This window comes from Rubrivirga sp. S365 (assembly GCF_032248475.1).
Taxonomy (GTDB): domain Bacteria; phylum Bacteroidota; class Rhodothermia; order Rhodothermales; family Rubricoccaceae; genus Rubrivirga; species Rubrivirga litoralis.
In genome coordinates, this window is the sequence record NZ_JAVTTN010000002.1 from 67,048 (window position 1) to 85,196 (window position 18,149).

At 74.0% G+C, this 18,149-nt stretch carries 18 protein-coding genes and 1 pseudogene; 1 reads left to right on the forward strand and 18 read right to left on the reverse strand.

All coding sequences use genetic code 11. The annotated features are described in order from the left end of the window. Window positions 1-37: 37 nt before the first annotated feature. The 13 genes and pseudogenes from merA to RQM47_RS15770 all read right to left on the reverse strand — a co-directional run bounded on the left by merA (window position 38) and on the right by RQM47_RS15770 (window position 10,479). Window positions 38-1,810, reverse strand: a complete 1,773-nt coding sequence (merA, locus tag RQM47_RS15710; protein ID WP_314009526.1) for a mercury(II) reductase — start codon at window positions 1,808-1,810, stop codon at window positions 38-40. Window positions 1,811-1,841: 31 nt separating this feature from the next. Continuing rightward, window positions 1,842-2,453: pseudogene (locus RQM47_RS17505) on the reverse strand (mercuric transporter MerT family protein); the annotation flags it as partial. Further along, a complete protein-coding gene (locus RQM47_RS15725) occupies window positions 2,422-2,862 on the reverse strand; it encodes a MerR family transcriptional regulator (protein WP_314009527.1) in 441 nt (146 codons plus the stop codon). The gene RQM47_RS15725 and the pseudogene RQM47_RS17505, both read right to left, overlap by 32 nt. 5 nt (window positions 2,863-2,867) lie before the next feature. After that, window positions 2,868-3,119: a thioredoxin family protein gene (locus tag RQM47_RS15730; RefSeq protein ID WP_314009528.1), complete on the reverse strand. Its 252-nt coding sequence runs from the start codon at window positions 3,117-3,119 to the stop codon at window positions 2,868-2,870. Between the two features lie 206 nt (window positions 3,120-3,325). Continuing rightward, window positions 3,326-5,872, reverse strand: coding sequence for a heavy metal translocating P-type ATPase (locus tag RQM47_RS15735; protein ID WP_314009529.1), 2,547 nt, complete (start codon window positions 5,870-5,872; stop codon window positions 3,326-3,328). 58 nt (window positions 5,873-5,930) lie between these two features. After that, entirely contained in the window at window positions 5,931-6,602 is a 672-nt protein-coding gene (gene rpe / locus RQM47_RS15740) for a ribulose-phosphate 3-epimerase (protein WP_314009530.1), read from the reverse strand. 163 nt (window positions 6,603-6,765) lie between these two features. Beyond that, complete coding sequence (locus RQM47_RS15745) at window positions 6,766-6,924, reverse strand: hypothetical protein (protein ID WP_314009531.1); 159 nt, start codon at window positions 6,922-6,924, stop codon at window positions 6,766-6,768. Beyond that, complete coding sequence (locus tag RQM47_RS15750; RefSeq protein ID WP_314009532.1) at window positions 6,917-7,375, reverse strand: hypothetical protein; 459 nt, start codon at window positions 7,373-7,375, stop codon at window positions 6,917-6,919. Before RQM47_RS15750 ends, RQM47_RS15745 begins: the two co-directional genes overlap by 8 nt. Window positions 7,376-7,405: 30 nt before the next feature. Further along, window positions 7,406-8,137 carry a ZIP family metal transporter gene (locus RQM47_RS15755; RefSeq protein WP_409946001.1) on the reverse strand — a complete coding sequence of 244 codons (732 nt, stop codon included), beginning with the start codon at window positions 8,135-8,137 and terminating at the stop codon, window positions 7,406-7,408. A 16-nt stretch (window positions 8,138-8,153) separates the two neighbouring features. After that, window positions 8,154-8,876, reverse strand: coding sequence for a ZIP family metal transporter (locus RQM47_RS17510; RefSeq protein ID WP_409946002.1), 723 nt, complete (start codon window positions 8,874-8,876; stop codon window positions 8,154-8,156). A 3-nt stretch (window positions 8,877-8,879) separates the two neighbouring features. Next, a complete protein-coding gene (locus RQM47_RS15760) occupies window positions 8,880-9,260 on the reverse strand; it encodes a hypothetical protein (RefSeq protein ID WP_314009533.1) in 381 nt (126 codons plus the stop codon). Window positions 9,261-9,274: 14 nt separating this feature from the next. After that, a complete protein-coding gene (locus RQM47_RS15765) occupies window positions 9,275-9,652 on the reverse strand; it encodes an STAS/SEC14 domain-containing protein (RefSeq protein WP_314009535.1) in 378 nt (125 codons plus the stop codon). Between the two features lie 23 nt (window positions 9,653-9,675). Then, window positions 9,676-10,479, reverse strand: a complete 804-nt coding sequence (locus tag RQM47_RS15770) for a cation transporter (RefSeq protein WP_314009537.1) — start codon at window positions 10,477-10,479, stop codon at window positions 9,676-9,678. 133 nt (window positions 10,480-10,612) lie between these two features. Between RQM47_RS15770 and RQM47_RS15775 the strand changes: the two genes are divergently transcribed. Beyond that, window positions 10,613-11,632 carry an FTR1 family protein gene (locus tag RQM47_RS15775; protein ID WP_314009539.1) on the forward strand — a complete coding sequence of 340 codons (1,020 nt, stop codon included), beginning with the start codon at window positions 10,613-10,615 and terminating at the stop codon, window positions 11,630-11,632. Between the two features lie 77 nt (window positions 11,633-11,709). Here the strand turns inward: RQM47_RS15775 and RQM47_RS15780 are convergent, their stop codons facing one another. From RQM47_RS15780 to RQM47_RS15800, 5 genes are all read right to left on the reverse strand, one after another. Further along, window positions 11,710-12,780 (reverse strand): hypothetical protein, encoded by a 1,071-nt coding sequence (locus tag RQM47_RS15780; protein WP_314009541.1) that lies wholly within the window; start codon window positions 12,778-12,780, stop codon window positions 11,710-11,712. Then, on the reverse strand, window positions 12,777-13,523 hold the full coding sequence (locus RQM47_RS15785) for a class I SAM-dependent methyltransferase (protein WP_314009543.1): 747 nt from the start codon (window positions 13,521-13,523) through the stop codon (window positions 12,777-12,779). The genes RQM47_RS15780 and RQM47_RS15785 overlap by 4 nt, the downstream gene beginning before the upstream one ends. Window positions 13,524-13,554: 31 nt before the next feature. Beyond that, window positions 13,555-14,781 carry an efflux RND transporter periplasmic adaptor subunit gene (locus tag RQM47_RS15790; protein ID WP_314009544.1) on the reverse strand — a complete coding sequence of 409 codons (1,227 nt, stop codon included), beginning with the start codon at window positions 14,779-14,781 and terminating at the stop codon, window positions 13,555-13,557. 36 nt (window positions 14,782-14,817) lie between these two features. Next, a complete protein-coding gene (locus RQM47_RS15795) occupies window positions 14,818-15,030 on the reverse strand; it encodes a hypothetical protein (RefSeq protein WP_314009546.1) in 213 nt (70 codons plus the stop codon). A 4-nt stretch (window positions 15,031-15,034) separates the two neighbouring features. Beyond that, window positions 15,035-18,149: CusA/CzcA family heavy metal efflux RND transporter (locus RQM47_RS15800; protein ID WP_314009547.1), on the reverse strand; the 3,115-nt coding region annotated here is incomplete at its 5' end.

Consider the following 18,149-nt stretch of genomic DNA (forward strand, 5'->3'; position numbering starts at 1 on the left):
CCGGCACGCAGGGTCCGGCGGGGCGGGAAGCGGCACCTCAGGCAGCGCAGCAGGAGAGCTGGCCGACGTCTTTGCGGAACGTGAGCGCGGCGAGCTTGACGGCTTCCGAGAGCGTGAGGTAGGGATGGAAGGCGCCAGCGAGTTGCTCGGTCGTGATCCTGTGGCGGATCGCGAGGGCGACCTCCATCAGGAGCTCGGACCCCTCGGGCGCCAGGACCCGGGCGCCGACGAGCCGGTCGGACTCGCGGTCGCGGACGAGCGTGATGGACCCACGCGTGTCGCGGGCGGCGATGGCGCGCGGGACGTGCTCCATCGGGAGCGTCGTCGCCTCGGCGTCGATGCCTACGGCTTCGGCCTCGGCGAGGTCGAGCCCGACGCCCGCGAGCTGGGGGTCGGTGAACACGACCCACGGGAGCGCGGTGTAGTCGGTCTCGGCCCAGAGCCCGTCGCGAGCGTTCCGGGCGGCGAGGGCGCCCTCGTAGGCCGCCGTGTACACGAACATCTTGTCGCCGAGCACGTCGCCGGCCCCGAACACGCCGTCGGCCGCCGTCCGGAGCGTGGCGTCGACGGGGAGGAATCCCCGGGCGTCGGGCGTGACGCCGAGGGCCTCGAGCCCGAGGTCGGCCGTGTTGCCGCGGCGGCCGGTCGCGAGGAGGACGTGCGAGCCGCGGATCTCCTGCGCCTCCCCGTCCGCCTCGAAGGCGACGATGGTCTCACCGCCGTCGTGGTGGGCTGACCGGAGCGAGACGCCGGTCCGGACATTGACGCCATCGGCCTCCAGGTGTCCCGTGAGCGCGTCGGTGAGCGCAGCGTCCTCACGGGGTAGGATGCGGGGCGACCGCTGGAGGAGAGTGACGGGGACGCCGAGACGGGCGAATGCCTGGGCGGTCTCGACGGCCACGTACCCGCCGCCGAGCACGACGAGGCGGTCGGGGGCCTCGGTGAGGTCCCAGACGGTCTCGTTCGTGAGATACCCGGAGTCGGCGAGGCCCGGCACGTCGGGCACGAACGTCCGGGCGCCCGTCGCGACCAAGACGGCCCGAGCGCGAAGCGTCCGCGCGCCGCCGTCGACCTCGACCGCGTGGAGGCCGTCCGTGCGACCCGCCAGCCGGGCGCGGCCGGCCACAAGCGTCACGGCGGCGTCGGCGCCCGCGACGTCGACGTACTTCGCCTCGCGGAGCTCGCTGGCGAGCGCGCGGACCTGGGTCAAGACGGCACCGAAGTCCACGACGCGGCCTGAGGTCTCGACGCCGTCGAACGCTGAGCGCCGGGCGCGGTGGACGGCCTCGGCGGCGCGGATGGTCGCCTTCGACGGGACGCACCCGACGTTGACGCACGTTCCGCCAATGGGGAGCCCGCCCGCGACGTCGTTGACGATGGCCGCGCGCCCGCCGAGCTCGCTCGTCTTGAGCGCCGCGGCGAACGCGGCCGAGCCGCCCCCGACCACGACGAGGTCGTAGGCGTCGGTGGGGAGGTCCGAGAGCAATGGAGTCGACGAGGGGGCGCCGTCGCCCGAAGGCTCGGGTTGCTCGTCAGCCGGAGCTCCGTACCCCGAAGCGGGGCCATTAGCGGGAGGTGCAGGCGGAGCGCCTCCGTCGACCGCAGCCCGGTACCCGGCGGCCTCGACGGCGGACACCAGGTCGGCGGGGTCAGCCGGGGCGGCCGCGTCGAGCGCGACGTCGGCCCTGCCGGACTCCCAGCCCGGGACGTCGGCCGAGGCCACGCCGGGGGCTCCCTCGAGGGCCTCGGTGACGCGGTGGGCGCAGCCGGCGCAGGTCATGCCGCCGACGATGAGGGTGAGGTCAGGCATCGGTAGCGGGGCGCGTGGGGTAGCCCGCGGCGGCGGTCGCCGCCGTGAGGTCGGCGACGGTCGCGCGCGTAGGGTCGAACGAGACGACGGCCCGGGGCGGCTCAAACGAGACCGCCGCGTCTACAACGCCTTCCACATTCAAGAGCGCGCCGCGGACAGTCGCGTCGCACGACGCGCACGTCATGCCCTCGACGGCGAGCGTGACGCGGGCCGTCGCGAGCGGGGCCGCAGCGCCGGCCTGGGCGAGGGCCGGGTCGGTCGGCGCGCCGGAGGCCCGGACGAGGTACGGCGAGGCGAGCAAGAGGACGGCCGCGAGCGCGCCGACGCCGAGGACGGCGTACCGCGTACGCAGGGGCACCGCCTCGTCCTCGCAGTCGCAGTCGATGCCCGAGGCTGCGAGGCGGGCCACCCGCCACTCCCGCCAGCCGACGTAGCCGAGCGCGGCGACGGCGACGGCGACGAAGAGGGGCCGGAACGGCTCGAACGCCGTGAGCGAGCCGACCCACGCCCCGCCCACGCCGAGCGAGACGAGGAGGAGCGGGACCGTGCAGCAGGCGCTCGCGGCGACGGCCGCGCCGAGGGCGACGGCGAGGCCCCGGCGGACGCCCGGATCAGGCGCTGCGTTGATCGGTGGGGTGGTCATCGGTCGAGTCGTCATCGTGGCGGAGGGCGTCGAGGATGGGGCACGGGGCGGTCGGCGCGTGGTCGTGACACGCCGCGATGAGCGTGTCGAGCGTCTCGCGGATCCGCTCGAGGTCGCGGACCTTGGCAGCGACGTCGTCACGATGGGCCTCGGCCCGGGCGCGGACGCCGTCGCAGGGGTCGCCCGCGGACACAGCGAGGTCGAGGAGCCCGGTGGTTTCGGCGAGCGTGAACCCGAGGTCCTGGGCGCGTCGGACGAACCGGAGCCGATCGACGTCCTCGGGTCCGTAGACGCGGTACCCCTTCGCCGTCCGCGCGGGCTCGGGGAGGACCCCAACCCGCTCGTAGTAGCGGACCGCCGATGGGGCGACGCCGACGGCGCGAGCGAGGGCACTTCGGGTGAGGGCCACGGCGGCTACGCGGCGAGCGCGGCGCGGAGGCCCTCCTCCGTCACGCCGCCGGACTGGCAGCACGACGCGAGCGCGCCGTCGACGGCGACAGCCGGGACGGCGCGGACGCCGAGGGCGGCGGCCTCCGCGGCGGCCTCGGCGTCTGTGAGCGGGCGGACGCGGACCGTGTCCTCGGACGCGGCCAGACGCTCGATGAGGTTGACGGCGTCGTCGCAGAGCGGGCAGGGGGCAGTGTAGACGTCGATGGTGCGGGGCATGTCGCGGTGGGGAGGCAAGGGCCTTGAAGGGTAGGGGCTGAACGTGGGTGCAGGGACCTTCACGCGCCAGGCCCTTCGTCAGGCCGGTACGGAGACGAGCATCGGACCGGCCGGTGTCCTGGTCCAGGGGTCGGACGTTGGCGCCCAGGAGCGCCGAGCGGCGTCTCCACTCCGGGCCGTTCCTTGAGACCCGGAGGGGGAGGCGATCAGGCCTCTTTGTACGCGAGGAGCCGGAGCGCGTTGAACACGACGACGAGCGTGGACCCCTCGTGGAGCGCGACGGCCGGGCCGATCCCGAGACCGAACAGCGTCGCCGGGACCAGGAAGGCGACCATGCCGAGGCTCATCCACAGGTTCTGCCGGATGATCCCGCGCGTCTTGCGGCTGAGGCCGACGGCGAACGGGAGCTTCGAGAGATCGTCGGCCATGAGCGCCACGTCGGCCGTCTCGAGCGCCACGTCGGAGCCTGCCGCGCCCATCGCGATGCCGACCGTCGCGTTCGCCATCGCCGGCGCGTCGTTGACGCCGTCGCCGACCATCGCGACCTCGCCCCGCTGGCGGAGCTCCTTGATGGCGGCCACCTTGTCGTCGGGCAAGAGATCCCCGCGCGCCTCGTCGATGCCGACGGCGCGGGCGACCGACTCGGCGACGACCTGGGCGTCGCCCGAGATCATGATCGTCGTCTCGATACCCAGGTCGTGGAGGCGGCGGATCACGTCCTTCGCGCTCTCGCGCGGCGTGTCCATCAGCCCGACGACGCCCAGGAACCGGCCGCCGCGCTGGACGAGCATCGTCGAGCGGCCGTCGGCTTTGAGCTGGCGGTCGCGCTCCAGGAGCGCTTCTGGCGCGGCCGTGCCGCCGTCCAACGTGAAGAGGGCCGGCTTGCCGACGGCGACGGGCTCGCCCGCGACTGTGGCACGGACGCCGTGGCCCGTCACGCTCTGCAAGTCCTGGGCCGCCGCCCCGCCCGTGGCCCGGTTCCCGAGGTCGCGTGTGACGGCGCGAGCGAGCGGGTGCTCGCTCAGCTTCTCCACCGCGACGACGGCCTCGACCAGCTCGGCCTCGGTCGCGCCCTCGGCCGGGACCACGTCGGTCACGCGGGGCTCGCCCTCGGTGAGCGTCCCCGTCTTGTCGAAGGCGATGGCGGTCAGGCCGCCGAGGGCTTCGAGCGGCCCGCCGCCCTTGACGAGCACGCCGCTCCGCCCGGCCCGAGCGACGCCCGAGAGGATGGCGGACGGCGTGGCGATGGCGAGCGCGCAGGGCGACGCCGCCACCAGGACCGCCATCGCGCGGTAGAACGAGACGCTGAACGCCTCGGAGATCACCCCGAGCGCGTTCAGGATTGGCGGGCCGACGATGAGCAGGACGACGAGCGCGAGCACGGACGGCACGAAGACCCGCTCGAACCGGTCGGTGAACTTCTGCGTCGGGCTCTGCTCGGTCTCCGCCTCCGCCACGAGTTGGACGACGCGGGCGAGCGTGGACTCCGACGACGTCTTGGTGACCACGACGGCGAGCGCGCCCGACCCGTTGATGGTGCCCGCGAACACGCGGTGCTCGGGCGCGAGGTCGGCGTCGGCGAGCGCCGCGTCGGGGTCGTTCACTGGCTGCTTGTCCACGGGCACGCTCTCGCCCGTGACCGGGGCCTGGTTGACGGCGCTCGTGCCCTCGATCACGAACCCGTCGGCGGCCACCCGCTCGTCGGGGCGGACGACAACGGTGTCGCCGACGCGGAGGTCCTCGACGGGCACCTCCGTCTCGACGCCGTCGCGGCGGACGGTCGCCGTCGCGGGCGCCAGCTCGGCGAGCGCCTCGATGGCCCGCCGCGCGCGGCCCATCGCGTAGCCTTCCAAGGCGTGGCCGATGGAGAAGAGGAAGAGCAGGAGCGCGCCCTCGAACCACTCGCCCAGCGCGGCGGCGCCCGCCGCCGCGACGAGCATCAGGAAGTCGATCTCGAAGCGCCCGGCTCGGATCGAATCGACGGCCTCGCGAACGGTGAACCAACCGCCGAAGAAGTACGCCCCGATGAAGAGCGCCGTCGGGACCCACTCCGTCACGTCCGTGAACGCCTCCAGCACCCACCCGACGCCGACGAGGAGGCCGCACAGGAGGGCGAAGATCAGCTCGGTCCGCTCGCCAAAGATGCCGCCGTGGTTGTGCCCACCGTGGGCGCCTGGGGCGTGGTCATGGCCGCTGTGGTCCTCGGCCTGGGGCGCGTGGCCCTCACCGGGCGCGTGATCGTGGCCGGCGTGGTCGTCGCCGACCGGGGGCGGGCTCTCGGCGAGCGCCCGAGTCTCGGCGGGCTCCGGGGCGACGGTCACGCCCAGGTCGGCGAGGGCGCGGCGGAGGTCGGCCTCCGTCGTCGCCTCGCGGTCGAACTCGATCCGGATCGGGCCGGTCGCGTTCGCCTCGGCCTCGACGACGCCGGGCCGCTGGCGGAGCCGCTCGGTGACGGTCCGGGCGCGGCGCTGGTGGCCGAGCCCGTCGGCCCCCCAGAGCACGTGGCCGTAGCGCTCGGTGATGCGGGCGCCCGTCCGCTCGGCGGCCCGGCGCAGGCGCGGGAGCGCGACCGCGTCGGGGTCGTAGTGGAGGCAGAGCTGGGCGGGGTGGTCGCCGTCGGCCGGGACGACGTGGGCGCGCTCGACGCCGGGCGTCGCCGCCAGTTCGTCGGTGAGGCGGGTTACGCAGGCGTCCCGGGCGTCGGGCGCGTCGGGCAAGAGAACGTCGAGGTCGAGTCGGAGGGGGTCGGGCATTGGGTAGAGGTGCTGGAGTATGACGATCGGTGTGAGAGGTGGTGGAGGGCGCGCCGTATCAGGTCTTCTCATCCAAGACTCGCCGGAACGCCTCGACGTTCGCGCGGACGTCGCCCTCGAAGACGGCGCTCCCGGCGACGAGCACGTCGGCGCCCGCCCGCACGAGGTCGGGGGCGTTCGAGGGCGAGACGCCGCCGTCGACCTGGAGGTGGGCGCCGGAGCCGGCCTCGTCCATCGCCTTGCGGAGGCGGCGGACCTTGTCGGTGCTCCGGGGGATGAAGGCCTGCCCCCCGAAGCCGGGGTTCACCGACATCACGAGGACGAGATCGAGGTCCGGCAGGACCTCCTCAACGGCCGAGATCGGGGTCGCTGGGTTGAGGGCGACGCCGGCCCGCACGCCGAGCCCCTTGATCTCTTGGACGGCCCGGTGGACGTGGGCCGTCGCCTCCACGTGGACGGTGAGCACGTCGGCGCCCGCCCGGGCGAACGCCCCCAGGTACCGCTCCGGCCGCTCGACCATGAGGTGGACGTCGACGACCACGCCCCGCTCGCGCCGCAGGCGCTGGAGCGCATCGACCGCCGCTGTCCCGAACGAGATGTTGGGGACGAAGTGGCCGTCCATCACGTCCACCTGGAGCCAGTCGGCCCCGGCGTCGAGGGCCTCCCGCGCGTGCGCCTCAAGGCGAGTGAAGTCGGCGGCGAGGATGGATGGGGCGAGCTTGACGGCCATGGAGTGGGGGGGTTCAGGACGTTGACGCGGTCCGCAGCCGCGTCGCCCGGGACAGACCGCGTGCGGCGCCGACGCCCCGCATCTCGCGGGGCGTCGGCGAGAGCGGGCGGACGGGTGCGGACCCTAGAGCGGCTAGCAGAGAGACGTGGATTAGGGACACGGTTTAGCCGAAGCAGACGGCGACGAGGGCGAGCGAGGCGCTGGCGAGGCGGACCGGCACGTCCCTGCCTGGGACCGCCTCGGCACGGGCCGTCGAGGCGCCCCCGGGTTTCAGGAGCGCGACGAGGAGCGCGGCGGCCACGCGGAGGGGAGCGCTATGCATCGGCCTCCCCGGGCTCGACGCCGGAGGGCGACACCTCCTCAATCGCGGATCGGACGGCGGCCTCGCTCGTCCGGTCCCGGTTGTACTCGACGTGGAGGCCCCCGTCGTCCGTCGTCTCGACGGACCGGACGCCGGAGACGCGCCGGACGCGCTCGGCCGCGAGGCAGGCCTCGCCCACGCTGGACGTCCGGGCGTGGACGTGTCCGAAGTGGGTCCGGAGGCTCTCCGAGACGGCGTCCACGACCTCGCGCACGAAGTCGGCGCCGATCACGGCCGGGTCATGGTGGACGCACAGCCGGGTCGGCGTGCCGCCGGGTCCCGTCACCACGTGGACGATGGCGACCCCGTCGTGAGATTCGAGCGTGCCGACGAGGCGGCCTACGCAGGCGTCGTGGGCCTCGTCGACTTCCGGGAAGACCTCCTCAAAGGGGAGGCAGAGCGTCGCGGTCATGGGGGTCTGGGGATGGAGGAGAAGGAGACGTCAGCCGAAGTAGGCGGCAACGAGGGCGAAGAGCGCGAACCCGCCGACGAGCGCGAGCGAGTCCCACCGGCTGTCCTCCGTCTGGTGCGCCTGCGTCACCATCTCCTCGACGGCGACGGTGAGGAGGACGCCGGCCGTGAGGGCCAGGAGCGACACCTTGTAGATCTCCCGGAGATCGCGGACGGCCCAGTAACTCACCGTCGCCCCGAGGACGATGGGGACGGCGAGCGAGGCGGCGAGCAGGACCCGCCGCCGCCGGGGGATCCCCGCGCGGCGGAACGTGGCGATGGTCGCGAACCCCTCCGGCACGTCAGCCGGGACCTGCCCGAGGGCCAGGAGCAGCCCGAGCCCGAGGCTGATCGTCGAGCCAGCCCCGATCAAGACGCCGTCCGAGAAGAGGTCGACCGAGACGCCGAGGTAGATCATCCACACGCTCGCGTCGGTGGCGCCCCCGCCGAACCGGCCCTGGACGTACTCGACGGCCGCGTCGAGCCCGACGGCGACCGCCCCGCCCGCGACGAGGGCGAGGATCGGGATCCACGGCTGCCCCACGCCGAGCACCTGCTCCATCAGCTCGATCCCGACCACGCCGATGATGATGCCGGCGGCGGCGTGGAGCGCCAGACGGAGGACGCGGTCGCTCGGGGGGACCACCTCGGCCAGCAGCCCGCCGCCGAAGTTGGCCGCCGCCGGGAGGGCGGTCAGCAGGAGCACGGTCAGGAAGTCGCTCATGGGACGCGGGGGGAGGTCACAGGGCCATCTCGAGGAGGAGGAGCGCGAGGAAGCCGAGGAAGAAGGTGGCCGCTGCGAGCGGTGTGTCCGGCGTGTCGTGGGCCTCGACCAGGAGTTCCTCGGTGACGAGGTAGAGGAGGGCCGCGACGCCGAAAGCGAGGACGCCAGCGAGGACGCCGCCCGTGAGCGCGCCCGCGGCGAGCGTGCCGCCGACGGCCCCGGCGAGGAGGAGCACGGTCAGCCCGGCCGTCGTCGCGAGCACGCGGCCCCGCGAGGCCCCGGCCCCGACGAGCGCGGCGGCCGTCGCGAGGACGAGGAACAGGACCTCGAGCGAGAGCGCGATCGTGACGACGAGGCCAGCCTCGGCGCCGGCCGCGAACCCGACGCCGACCAGGAGCCCGTCGATGGCGATGTCCACCGCTACCGTCGCCACGAGCCCCCGCGTGTTGGTCGGGGCGGACTCGGGCGCCCCTTCGGCGGGACCGCCCTCGGTCAGTTTCTTGACGCCGAGCATGAGCCCGACGCCCAGCACGAACCCGACGATGGTGGGGAGCGCCGCCGCCTCGTACATCAACTCCGGGAGGAGCTCGCCCGCGACGGCGGCGAACACGACGCCGGCCGCGAAGTGCTGGATCACGCTCTGGAGGCGCTTTCCGGGAGGGCGGAACGCGGCGATGACCCCGCCGAGCACGGCGGCCACGGCCGGAATGGCGAGGAACGGGAGGACGTCGGCGAGCATGGGTCAGGAGGCGGTGGCGAAGTGGAGGCCGAGGTCGGCCGTGAGCGCGTCGAAGAGCCGCTGGACGTCGGCCTCGCGGGGCCGCTCGCCCGGCGCCGTCGCCAGTCGGAAGCGGTCCTCGAACTCGGCCCCGTCGCGGACGACGAGGGCGGCCCCCTCGACCGAGAGGGCGTAGCCCTTCTCGACGCCGCCGACGGCGCGGACGGTGACCGTGAGCGAGCACCGCCCGGGGCCGTCAACCAGGGCTTCGCCTGGGACTACGTCGGCGATCCCGGTCCGCTGGGGGTACGGGAGCCCCTCGCTGAGCGTGGGGGCGGCCTCGCGCAGGGCCTCGACGAGGCCTTCCAGCAGCGTGCCGCAAGGATCAGGGGGCGGGGTGGGCACGGTCGTCGGGGGGGCTAGGAGTGGGACGCGTCGGCGCCGTCCAGGACCCAGGCCCACGCCTCGTCGAGCAGGGCCTCGGAGAACGAGCGGACCTCGTCCGGGACGAAGAGCCGGTCCAGCCAGGCCGTCAGCGTGTGCCACTCGCCGTCGCCGACGAGGGCTAGCCGCTCGACGGCGACGGGGTGCGACGGACCGGAGTCGCCGGCTCCGCCAGCCGCAACGGGCTCGGGGTGCCCGGCGGCGGGGGCGTGGACGAGGAGGCGGACCGTGCGGGACGCGCCCGCCGCGTGGCCGAGGGCCGACCGGACCCGGACGTAGTCGTCGGCCGTGAGCGGACCGCTCACGCGGACGCCGAGGACGTTCCCGTCGGTCCGGGGGAGGATCTCGTGCATGATGTCGGAGGGGTTCGTGGGGGTTAGCGCGAGAGGGCGAGGATGCGCCGGGCGCCGCTGGCGACGACGACGAAGATGAGCGCGCCCGCGACGAGGTCGGGGACCGGCGAGGCCGTCGCCCAGACGACCAGGGCCGAGGCGATCACGAGCCCGTTGACCTTGACGTCGTTGGAGGTGAAGATCCACGAGGCCTCGACGTGGGCCTCGGCCTCCCCATCGCCGCGCGCCTTCCGCAGGACCAGGAGCGTCGCTACGTTCCCGAGCAGGGTGAGCGACGCCACGACGACCATCGTCGCCACGTCCGGCACGTCGGCCCCGATCGCGAACCGGCGGACGACCTCGACGAGCCCGAAGACGGCGAGGCCGATCTGGAGGTAGCCGCTCCACCGCGCGAGCTGCTTCTTGCGGCTCGCGGCCCCGCCGACGGCGGCGAGGCTGAGCGTGTAGACGAGGGCGTCGGCGAGGTTGTCGAGCGAGTCGGCGACGAGGCCCATCGAGCCGGAGACCAAGCCCGCTACGAACTCGACGACGAAGAACGTGGCGTTGATGGCGAGCGCGATCCGGAGCGGCCCGCGCTCCTCGGTCGAGGGCGGCGCGTCGCCGTCGGTCGCCGGGGCGGTCTCGCCGACGGGGTCGGCGCCGAGCCCCAGCTCGCCCAGGGCCGCCGTCACGGGCGCGGCGTCGCCCGTGTGCACGACGACCACGCGGCGGGCCGGGAGGTCGAACCCTAGGCGTTCGACACCCGGGACGCCGTCCAGGGCCATGCGGACGAGCCGCTCCTCGGCGGCACAGTCCATCTTGTCGACGTGGTAGGTGGTGCGGTTCATAGGAGGTGGCGGGCGGCGACCGTAGGGAAAAGGCGTTCCGTGACCCGACTGTGAAATGGAGGAGAGGCGTGCGAACCGAGGCTGTGAGGGGATGGATTCACCCTTATCTAGATCGAGTCTAAACTATTAGATCATGAGAAAGACCCTCACCGTCGGGCTCGCGTTCGGATCGCTCGCCGTGCTCGGCGCCCTCGTGTGGCAGGGGGTGACGTCGGCCGGCAACCCCGACCCGCTCGCGACCGACCTCAGCGCCGGCGCGGTCGTGATGAACACGGGCCTCATCGTCTTCCGGGAGGGCCTGGAGGCCATCCTCGTGTTCGCCGCCGTGACGGCGAGCATGATGGGCGCGCACCGGGTCTACCGGCGGCCGATCACGTGGGGGGCCGCCGCGGCGTTCGCCGCGAGTGTGGCGACGTGGTTCGCCGTGATCGCGCTGCTCGACGCCGTGAACGCCCCGGCCCTCGACGTCCAGGCGGCGACGGGGCTGCTGGCCGTCGTCGTGCTCTTGGTGATCATGAACTGGTTCTTCCACAAGGTCTACTGGACCGGGTGGATCTCGATGCACAACAAGCGCCGTCGGCGTCTGCTCGCCCTGGCCGAGGACGACGACCGGCGGGCGGCGTGGGGGTTCGCGCTCCTGGGGTTCTCGGTCGTCTACCGCGAGGGGTTCGAGGTCGTCCTGTTCCTCCAGAACATGCGGCTCCAGGCGGGCTCCGGCGTCGTGTCGCAGGGGGTCGCCATCGGGCTCGCGTTGACGGCCGTCGTCGGCGTTCTCACGTTCGTGGCCCACCACCGGCTGCCGTACAAGAAGATGCTCGTGTTCACGGGCGTCATGCTGGCGGGCGTGCTGATCGTGATGGTGGGCGAGAGCGTGCAGGAGATGCAGCAGGCGTCGTGGGTCGGCGTGACGCCCGTGCCCGTCGCGATCCCGGCGTGGATGGGGATGTGGTTCGCCGTCTTCCCCACGGCCGAGTCGCTCGGCGCCCAGGCGGTGGCCGCGCTCCTGGTCGGCGGGTCGTACGTCGTCTCGCGGTACGTGAAGGTGTGGCGGCCCCAGAGGAAGGGACTGCGCCCGGCCACCCGGCCGTCCGCTCCCCCGGAAGCGGCGGCCCCCCAACGGCAGAGCCGTCCGGGACGGGTCGCCGTGCCGTAGCGGCTGCGCGAGCCGCTCTTCGGCGGTGCCGTCCGTGGTCTCGACGTGGTATGGGGTCCGGTTCATCCCGTCCGCGGTTAGAGCGCCCAGAAGTAGACGACGGCAGCCCAGACCGGCACCACCGCCGCGAGCGCGCCGACCTGCCACCGCTGGAACCCCGTCTCCGCCCCGCCCCACCAGATGAACGCGGCGTAGAGCGCCGGCACGGCGCCCACGAAGGCGAGGTTGACGGCGAAGAGTCGGAGGTTCTCGACGGGGAGCCCGACGAGGGCGAGCGGGACGAGGGCGACGGTCATCGTCACGGCGTGGTCGCCGATCACGCTAGACGTCGCCGCCGTGACCTGCCCGCTCCGGGCGATGCTCCACGCCCCGAACAGCTCCGGGAGCGCCGTGGCGAAGGCGGTGATGAACAGGCCCGTCACGATCTCCGAGAGCCCGAGCCCGGAGGCCAGATTCTCGCTGGCGCGGACGACGAAGTAGGCCCCCACGCCCATCGCCGCCACGCCGGCTACGGCGAGGGCGATCTCCTTCCGCGACCACGAGACGTCCTCGCCCTGGCCCCGCCCCCGCTTAATCGCCTGCGCGAGGTAGAGGGCGTAGCCGACGAGCAGGATCACGGCGTCGACGGGCTGGAGCCCGCGCCAGGGCGCCGGGAGCGTGAGCACGGCCACGAGCGCGAGCAGCCCGAAGTAGGGCAGGGTGAGCACGGTGACGACCTCCTTCGAGACGTGGAGGACGTGGCGCTCGACGTGGCGCCGGTGCTCCTCCGACGCCTCGCCGTCCTCGGAGCCCGACTCGCTTTCGGAGCCCGAGCCGTCGGAGCCCGAGCCGTTCCCTTCCCCGTCGTCGCCCCCGAGCCGCCGCTTCCGCGTGGCGAGGTACACCACGAGGACGGTGAGGGGGACGGCGAAGACGTTGGACCCGAGCGACATCCCCAGCCCGATGTCGGTGACGTCGCGGAGCGCGCTCGTGGTGTTGATGCCGACCTCGGAGCCGGCCGTGAAGAGGGCGACGAGGGCGCCGGCGGCGGCGCCCGTGATGCCCCACTGGCGGGTCAGCTTGCCGAGCGGCTTCGCGAGGCGCTCGGCTCCCCAGTGGGTGAGGACGGCGGAGGCCACGAGCACGGCGGCCCAGATCCAGGTGCTCATGGGACTCGGGGGCACTCGGGGTCGGGGGCCTGGCCGACGGCGAGGTAGACGGCGCCGAGCACGTCCTCCTCGTACGAGACCGTGTCGGCGTGGGCCTCGACCGCGCGCCACGGCTGGACATCCTCGTACGCCCGGCTCACCCCGAACGGGCGGTTGACGAGCTCGCCCAGCCGGACGGCCCACTCGGGCCACCGCTCGGGGCGGCGGAGCCCGCCGACGGCGATCCGCCGACCGGGCACGAGAGCCCGGACCGCCCGAGCGATCACGGCGTCGTGCTCGGGGACCATCTCGAGCGCGAACAGCCCAACGACGCCGTGGAGGGTCTCGGGGAACGAGAAGTCCCGTACGTCGGCCTCCACCAGCTCGACGTTCGCCCAGCCGTGGCGCTCGACGCGCTGGCGGGCCTGGGCGAGCATCCCCGGCGAGAGGTCCACGGCGACGACGCGGCCGGTCGGTCCGACTGCCTCGACGAGGTGGGGTAGGTTGGGTCCGGTCCCGCATCCGAGGTCCACAGCGGTCTCGCCGGGCTGGAGGTCGAGAGCCCGGACGGCGCGCCCGTAGAAGTCGCCGGTGCCGATTCGGTGGGTCCACGCCGCAGCGGCGTCGTAGACGGGCCCGAGCCGGTCGTAGAGGTCGCGGACGGCCTGGGGGCCGAGGATGCCTGGGTCGTCGGTAGAGCGTGCTCGGCGCCAGAGGAGGAGCCCGCCAGTGGCGGCGAGAGCGAGGACGGTTGTCCGTTTCATGGTCAGGGGGAAGTCATGAGAGGAGGAGAGATCAGTGCTCGTGCTCGGTGAGCTCGCCGCGGCTCCGGAAGCTCTTGAGCGCGAACACGCCGTCCACGACGACGCGCTCGCCCGGCTCCAGGCCCGCCGTGATCTCGACGCGGTCGCCGGTCGCCTCGCCCAGCGTGACCGCACGGCGGGCGTAGGTCCGCGCCTCGCCGTCCACCGGCACGTAGACGAACGCCTGGGCGCCCTCGCGGTCGATGGCCTCGGTCGGGACCGTGATCGCGGTGCGGCCCTCGGCGCCCTCGGTCCCGGCCTCGACGTCGAAGAGGACGGTCACGAACGTCTCGGGCCGCAGCTCAGCCGTCGCGTTCGTCACGCGGAGCCGGACGGTCGCCGTTCGGGTCTCGCCCGTGACCTCGGCCCCGACGAACTGGACGACGCCGCGGAACCGCCGACCGCCGGGCGCCTCGATCACGGCCGCGTCGCCGCGCCCGATGGCGGCGGCCACGTCCGGGGACACGCTGGCGTCGGCGTAGACCTGGCCGGGCGCGACCACCTCGTAGAGCGGGGCGCTGGCCTGGACGAAGGCGCCCAGCTCGGCCTGGCGCTCCGAGACGACGCCCGAGATCGGCGACGAGACCGTGACCCGGCCGGTGACGGCGCCCGGCCCCGAGGGGACCGCCCCCCCGTGGGCGCGGATCTCGCCCGCGAGCGCAGCGGCCTGGGCCTCCGTCGCGCGGGCGTCGGCGACGGCCTGTTCCAGGAGCGTGCCCGAGATCAAGTCCTCGGCCGCGAGCTGGCGACTCCGTTGCTGCTGCTGGGCCGCCTGGGTCACGCGCGCTTGGACCTGGAGGTACTCACCCTGAAGCTGGGCGACCTCCGGGCTCTCGATGACGGCGACGGCCGCCCCACGCCGGATCGCCTGGCCCTCGGCCGCCAGGAGCCGGACGACCCGGCCGTCTACCAACGCGCCGACCTGGGCCTGGCCCGTCTCGGTCGGGACGATCCGGGCGGGCACACGGATCTCGGCCGCGAGCGCCCCGGCCTGGACGACGGCCGTCTCGATCTCTGCGGTCGCCTCTTGCTCGGGGGTGAGCGTGATCTCGTCGCCGTGCTCTTCTTCGGCTTCGGCTCCGCCCTCGTCGTCGTGGGCGCCGGGCGCCTCACCGGCGTGGTCGTCCTCGACCGGGGCGGCCTCGGTGTCGGAGCCGCACCCCGCGAGGGGGAGGGCAAAGAGAGAGAGGAGGAGGGTATACAGCGGGAGTCGGTTCATGGGAGTCGGGGGATCCGGGGCGGCCCGGAGACGGGTCTAGTTGGAGTCGGAGGCGCCGTGGTCGTCGCCAGCGTGGTCGTCGCCAGCGTGGTCGTCGCCAGCGTGGTCGTCGCCAGCGTGGTCGTCGCCAGCGTGGTCGTCGCCAGCGTGGTCGTCGCCAGCGTGGTCGTCGCTTGGGTAGTCGGCGTCGGAGCCGCACCCGGCGAGGGGGGCAGCGATCAGGGCAAGGAGGAGAATGAGGCGGTTCATGAGGTTAGAAGTCGGGGTTGAGGAGGGCGTCGGCTTCGGTGCGGAGGCGGACGGCGTCGAGGCGCGCTTCGAGCGCGTCGGCGCGCGTCTCGACGAGCGCCGTCTGGGCCTGGAGCACCTCGAGGTAGGTCGCGGCCCCCTCGCGGCGGAGGCGGATCGCGATGGCGTAAGCGCGCTCGGCCTGGGGGACCAGCCGGTCCTGGTAGAGCCGCACCTGGGCGACGGCCGCGCGGAGCGAGGCCACGCGCGTGCGGAGGTCGGCGGCGAGCCCGACCAGGAGCCGGTCGCGCTCGAACCGGGCCACCTCGACGGCCGACTGGGCGGCGCGGTCGGGCGCGTCGTTCGCCATCCGCGCGAGCGGGACGGCCACGCCGACGCGCCCGCCCAAGAAGCCGACGGCGCCGCCCTCGGTCTGGAGCGCGGCCTCGGCCCCGAACGACGGGAGCCGCTCGGTGGCGACCGCGCGCGCCTCCGCCTCGGCCACGCGGACGGCCGCTTCGGCGGCGGCCAGCCGGGGGTTGGCGGACACCAAGAGCGAGTCGAGCGCGCCCGACGCGGCCAGCGCGTCGATGTCGGGGAGGTCGGCCGTCGGCTCAGGGAGCGCGTCGGCGAGCGCGATGCTGTCGCGACGCGCGAGGTACGTCCCGAGCGCGGCGCGGGTGGCGCGGGCCTGGCCCGCGGCCTGGGCGCGGGCGCGGTCGGCCTGGGCGAGGGCGACCTCGGCCTGGAGCGGCTCGAGCGGCCCGGTCGCGCCGAGTTCCTGGCGCCGGTTCGAGGCGTACGCGAACGAGCGGGCGACGGCCGCCGACGAGTCCGCCAGCGCGAGGCGGGCGTCGGCGGCGACGGCCTCGACGTAGGCGAGCGCCGCCCGCAGGCGGACGCCGCGCCGGAGCGCCCCGCGCTCGACCTCGGCCTGGCGCAGGAGCGCGTCGGCCGCCCCGCGCTGGGCGCGGTAGAAGGCGGGCAGCCGGAACGACTGCCCCACGCCGACGGACGTCTCGGTCCCCCCGAACCCGCCGTCGATGGTGGGCACGCGGTCGATGCCGAGGAAGAACTCCGTCGCGGGCAGGATGCCCGCGCTCTCGCGCCGGGCCGCCTCACGAGCGATGGCGGCCGTGCCGAGCGAGAGCTCCGGCGCCACGGCCTCGGCCTGGTCGAGCGCCCCGGCGAGCGTGAGCGGGGTGGCGGGGCCGCCCGGCGGCCCGACCCCCTGGGCCTGCGCCGCGCCCGCGCCCAAGAGCGCCAGCACGAGCCCGAGGGCCGGACCCAACCCCGGTCGCCGCCGTGGCTCGGACGGGGCCGCGCCGTGGCCGTCACCGTGCGCGTGGCCGTCCGGCCCGTGCGCCTCCGCGTCGGCGCGCCGGACGTCGGGGGCGTTCGGCGCCCAGTCCGAGTCGATCTCGGCGTCGAGCTGGTGGTCGAGGTCGGCGTCCACGGCCTGCCCCGGGCTCGACCCGGGGTCGGCGCCGCCGGGGAGCTTGGCGGGCGCGTGCCCGGACCCGAACCAGGCGTAGACCGTCGGGAGGACGAAGAGCGTCAAGATCGTGGACGTCACCAGTCCACCGATGACGACGGCCGCCAGCGGGCGCTGGACCTCGGCCCCGGCGCCGCTGCCCAGCAGCATCGGCGTGAACCCGACGCCCGCGAGCGTGGCCGTGGTCACGACGGCGCGGAGCCGCTCGTCGGCGCCCGCGAGCACGGCCTCGCGCCGGGGAAGCCCGTGGATCTCGAACTTCCGGATGGCCCCGACCATCACGAGCCCGTTCAGGACCGCGATGCCGAAGAGGGCGATGAAGCCGACGCCCGCCGAGATCGAGAACGGGAGCCCCAAGAGGTAGAGCATCCCCACGCCGCCCACGACGGAGAGCGGGACGCAGAGGTAGATGATCGCCGCGAGCCGGATCGACCCGAACGTCTGGAACAGCAGGACGAAGATGAGGACCAGCGCGAGCGGGACCACGAGGCCCAGCCGGGCCGTGGCCGCCTCCAGGTTCTCGAACTGCCCGCCGTAGTCGATCCGGGAGCCCGGCGGCAGCGCGACCTCGGCCGCGACGCGCGTCTGGACGTCCTCGACGAACCCGGCCAGGTCGCGGCCGGTCACGTTCGACTGGACGGAGACGAACCGGCTGCCCTCCTCGCGCGAGACCGACACCGGGCCGGACGTGACCTCGACCTCAGCCAGCTGGCCGAGCGGGACCCGCGCGCCGGTCGGCGTCACGACCGGGAGCGCCTGGATGTCGGCCGGGCTCCGCCGCGCGGCCTCCTGGAACCGGACGACGAGGTCGAACCGCCGCTCGCCCTCGTAGACCTCGCCCGCCGTGGCGCCGCCGACGGCCGTCTGGACGATCCGGTTGAGCGCGGCGACGGTGAGCCCGTAGCGGGCCAAGGCCGCGCGGTCGGGCCGAATGACGAGCTGGGGCGAGCCGGTCGTCTGGTCCATCGAGACGCTCGTAGCGCCCGGCGTCTCCTGGACGATGGCCTGGACCTGCTCCGCGAGCGGCGTCAGCTCGTCGTAGCTCTCGCCGAAGATCTTGACGACGACGTCGCCGCGCGCGCCCGCGATGAGCTCGTTGGTCCGCATCTCGATGGGCTGGTAGAACTGGACGCCGGCCGGTACGTCCTCGACGGCCTCCTGCATGGCCTCGACCAGCTCGGGCTTGGTCCGGGCGTCGCCGTCCACCTCGGGCCACTCGTCCTTCGGCTTCAGGATGACGTAGGCGTCCGTGATCTCGACGCCCATCGGGTCGGTCGAGATCTCGGCCCGCCCCGTGTTGCCGACGACGGTCTCGACCTCGTCGAACTGCATGAGCCGTCGCTCGACGTCGCCCGCGATCTCGACGGACTCGGTGAGCGAGACCGAGGGCAGGCGGATGATCTGGACCGCGATGTCGCCCTCGTCCAGGCGCGGGACGAACTCGGCCCCGAGCCCGCCGAAGCTGGCCACGGCGACGGCGAAGAGCACGGCCGAGCCGCCGACCACGACGGCCCGCAGGCCGAGCGCGCGGTCCAGGAGCGGCCGGTACACCTTGTGGAGCCAGGTGATGATGGGCGAGTGCTTGACCGGCTTCTCGGGGTCGAACACCAGCGAGCACATGACGGGCACGTAGGTGATCGACAAG

Bases quoted from the DNA above. Each gene is read 5' to 3' on its own strand.
- RQM47_RS15730 (WP_314009528.1), bottom strand. From the start codon at position 3,119: ATGCCCCGCACCATCGACGTCTACACTGCCCCCTGCCCGCTCTGCGAC.
- RQM47_RS15795 (WP_314009546.1), bottom strand. From the start codon at position 15,030: ATGAACCGCCTCATTCTCCTCCTTGCCCTGATCGCTGCCCCCCTCGCC.
- RQM47_RS15770 (WP_314009537.1), bottom strand. From the start codon at position 10,479: ATGAACCGCACCACCTACCACGTCGACAAGATGGACTGTGCCGCCGAG.
- RQM47_RS15765 (WP_314009535.1), bottom strand. From the start codon at position 9,652: ATGCACGAGATCCTCCCCCGGACCGACGGGAACGTCCTCGGCGTCCGC.
- RQM47_RS15745 (WP_314009531.1), bottom strand. From the start codon at position 6,924: ATGCATAGCGCTCCCCTCCGCGTGGCCGCCGCGCTCCTCGTCGCGCTC.
- RQM47_RS15785 (WP_314009543.1), bottom strand. From the start codon at position 13,523: ATGAAACGGACAACCGTCCTCGCTCTCGCCGCCACTGGCGGGCTCCTC.
- rpe (WP_314009530.1), bottom strand. From the start codon at position 6,602: ATGGCCGTCAAGCTCGCCCCATCCATCCTCGCCGCCGACTTCACTCGC.
- RQM47_RS15735 (WP_314009529.1), bottom strand. From the start codon at position 5,872: ATGCCCGACCCCCTCCGACTCGACCTCGACGTTCTCTTGCCCGACGCG.
- RQM47_RS17510 (WP_409946002.1), bottom strand. From the start codon at position 8,876: ATGCTCGCCGACGTCCTCCCGTTCCTCGCCATTCCGGCCGTGGCCGCC.
- merA (WP_314009526.1), bottom strand. From the start codon at position 1,810: ATGCCTGACCTCACCCTCATCGTCGGCGGCATGACCTGCGCCGGCTGC.
- RQM47_RS15775 (WP_314009539.1), top strand. From the start codon at position 10,613: ATGAGAAAGACCCTCACCGTCGGGCTCGCGTTCGGATCGCTCGCCGTG.
- RQM47_RS15790 (WP_314009544.1), bottom strand. From the start codon at position 14,781: ATGAACCGACTCCCGCTGTATACCCTCCTCCTCTCTCTCTTTGCCCTC.
- RQM47_RS15780 (WP_314009541.1), bottom strand. From the start codon at position 12,780: ATGAGCACCTGGATCTGGGCCGCCGTGCTCGTGGCCTCCGCCGTCCTC.
- RQM47_RS15750 (WP_314009532.1), bottom strand. From the start codon at position 7,375: ATGACCGCGACGCTCTGCCTCCCCTTTGAGGAGGTCTTCCCGGAAGTC.
- RQM47_RS15755 (WP_409946001.1), bottom strand. From the start codon at position 8,137: ATGAGCGACTTCCTGACCGTGCTCCTGCTGACCGCCCTCCCGGCGGCG.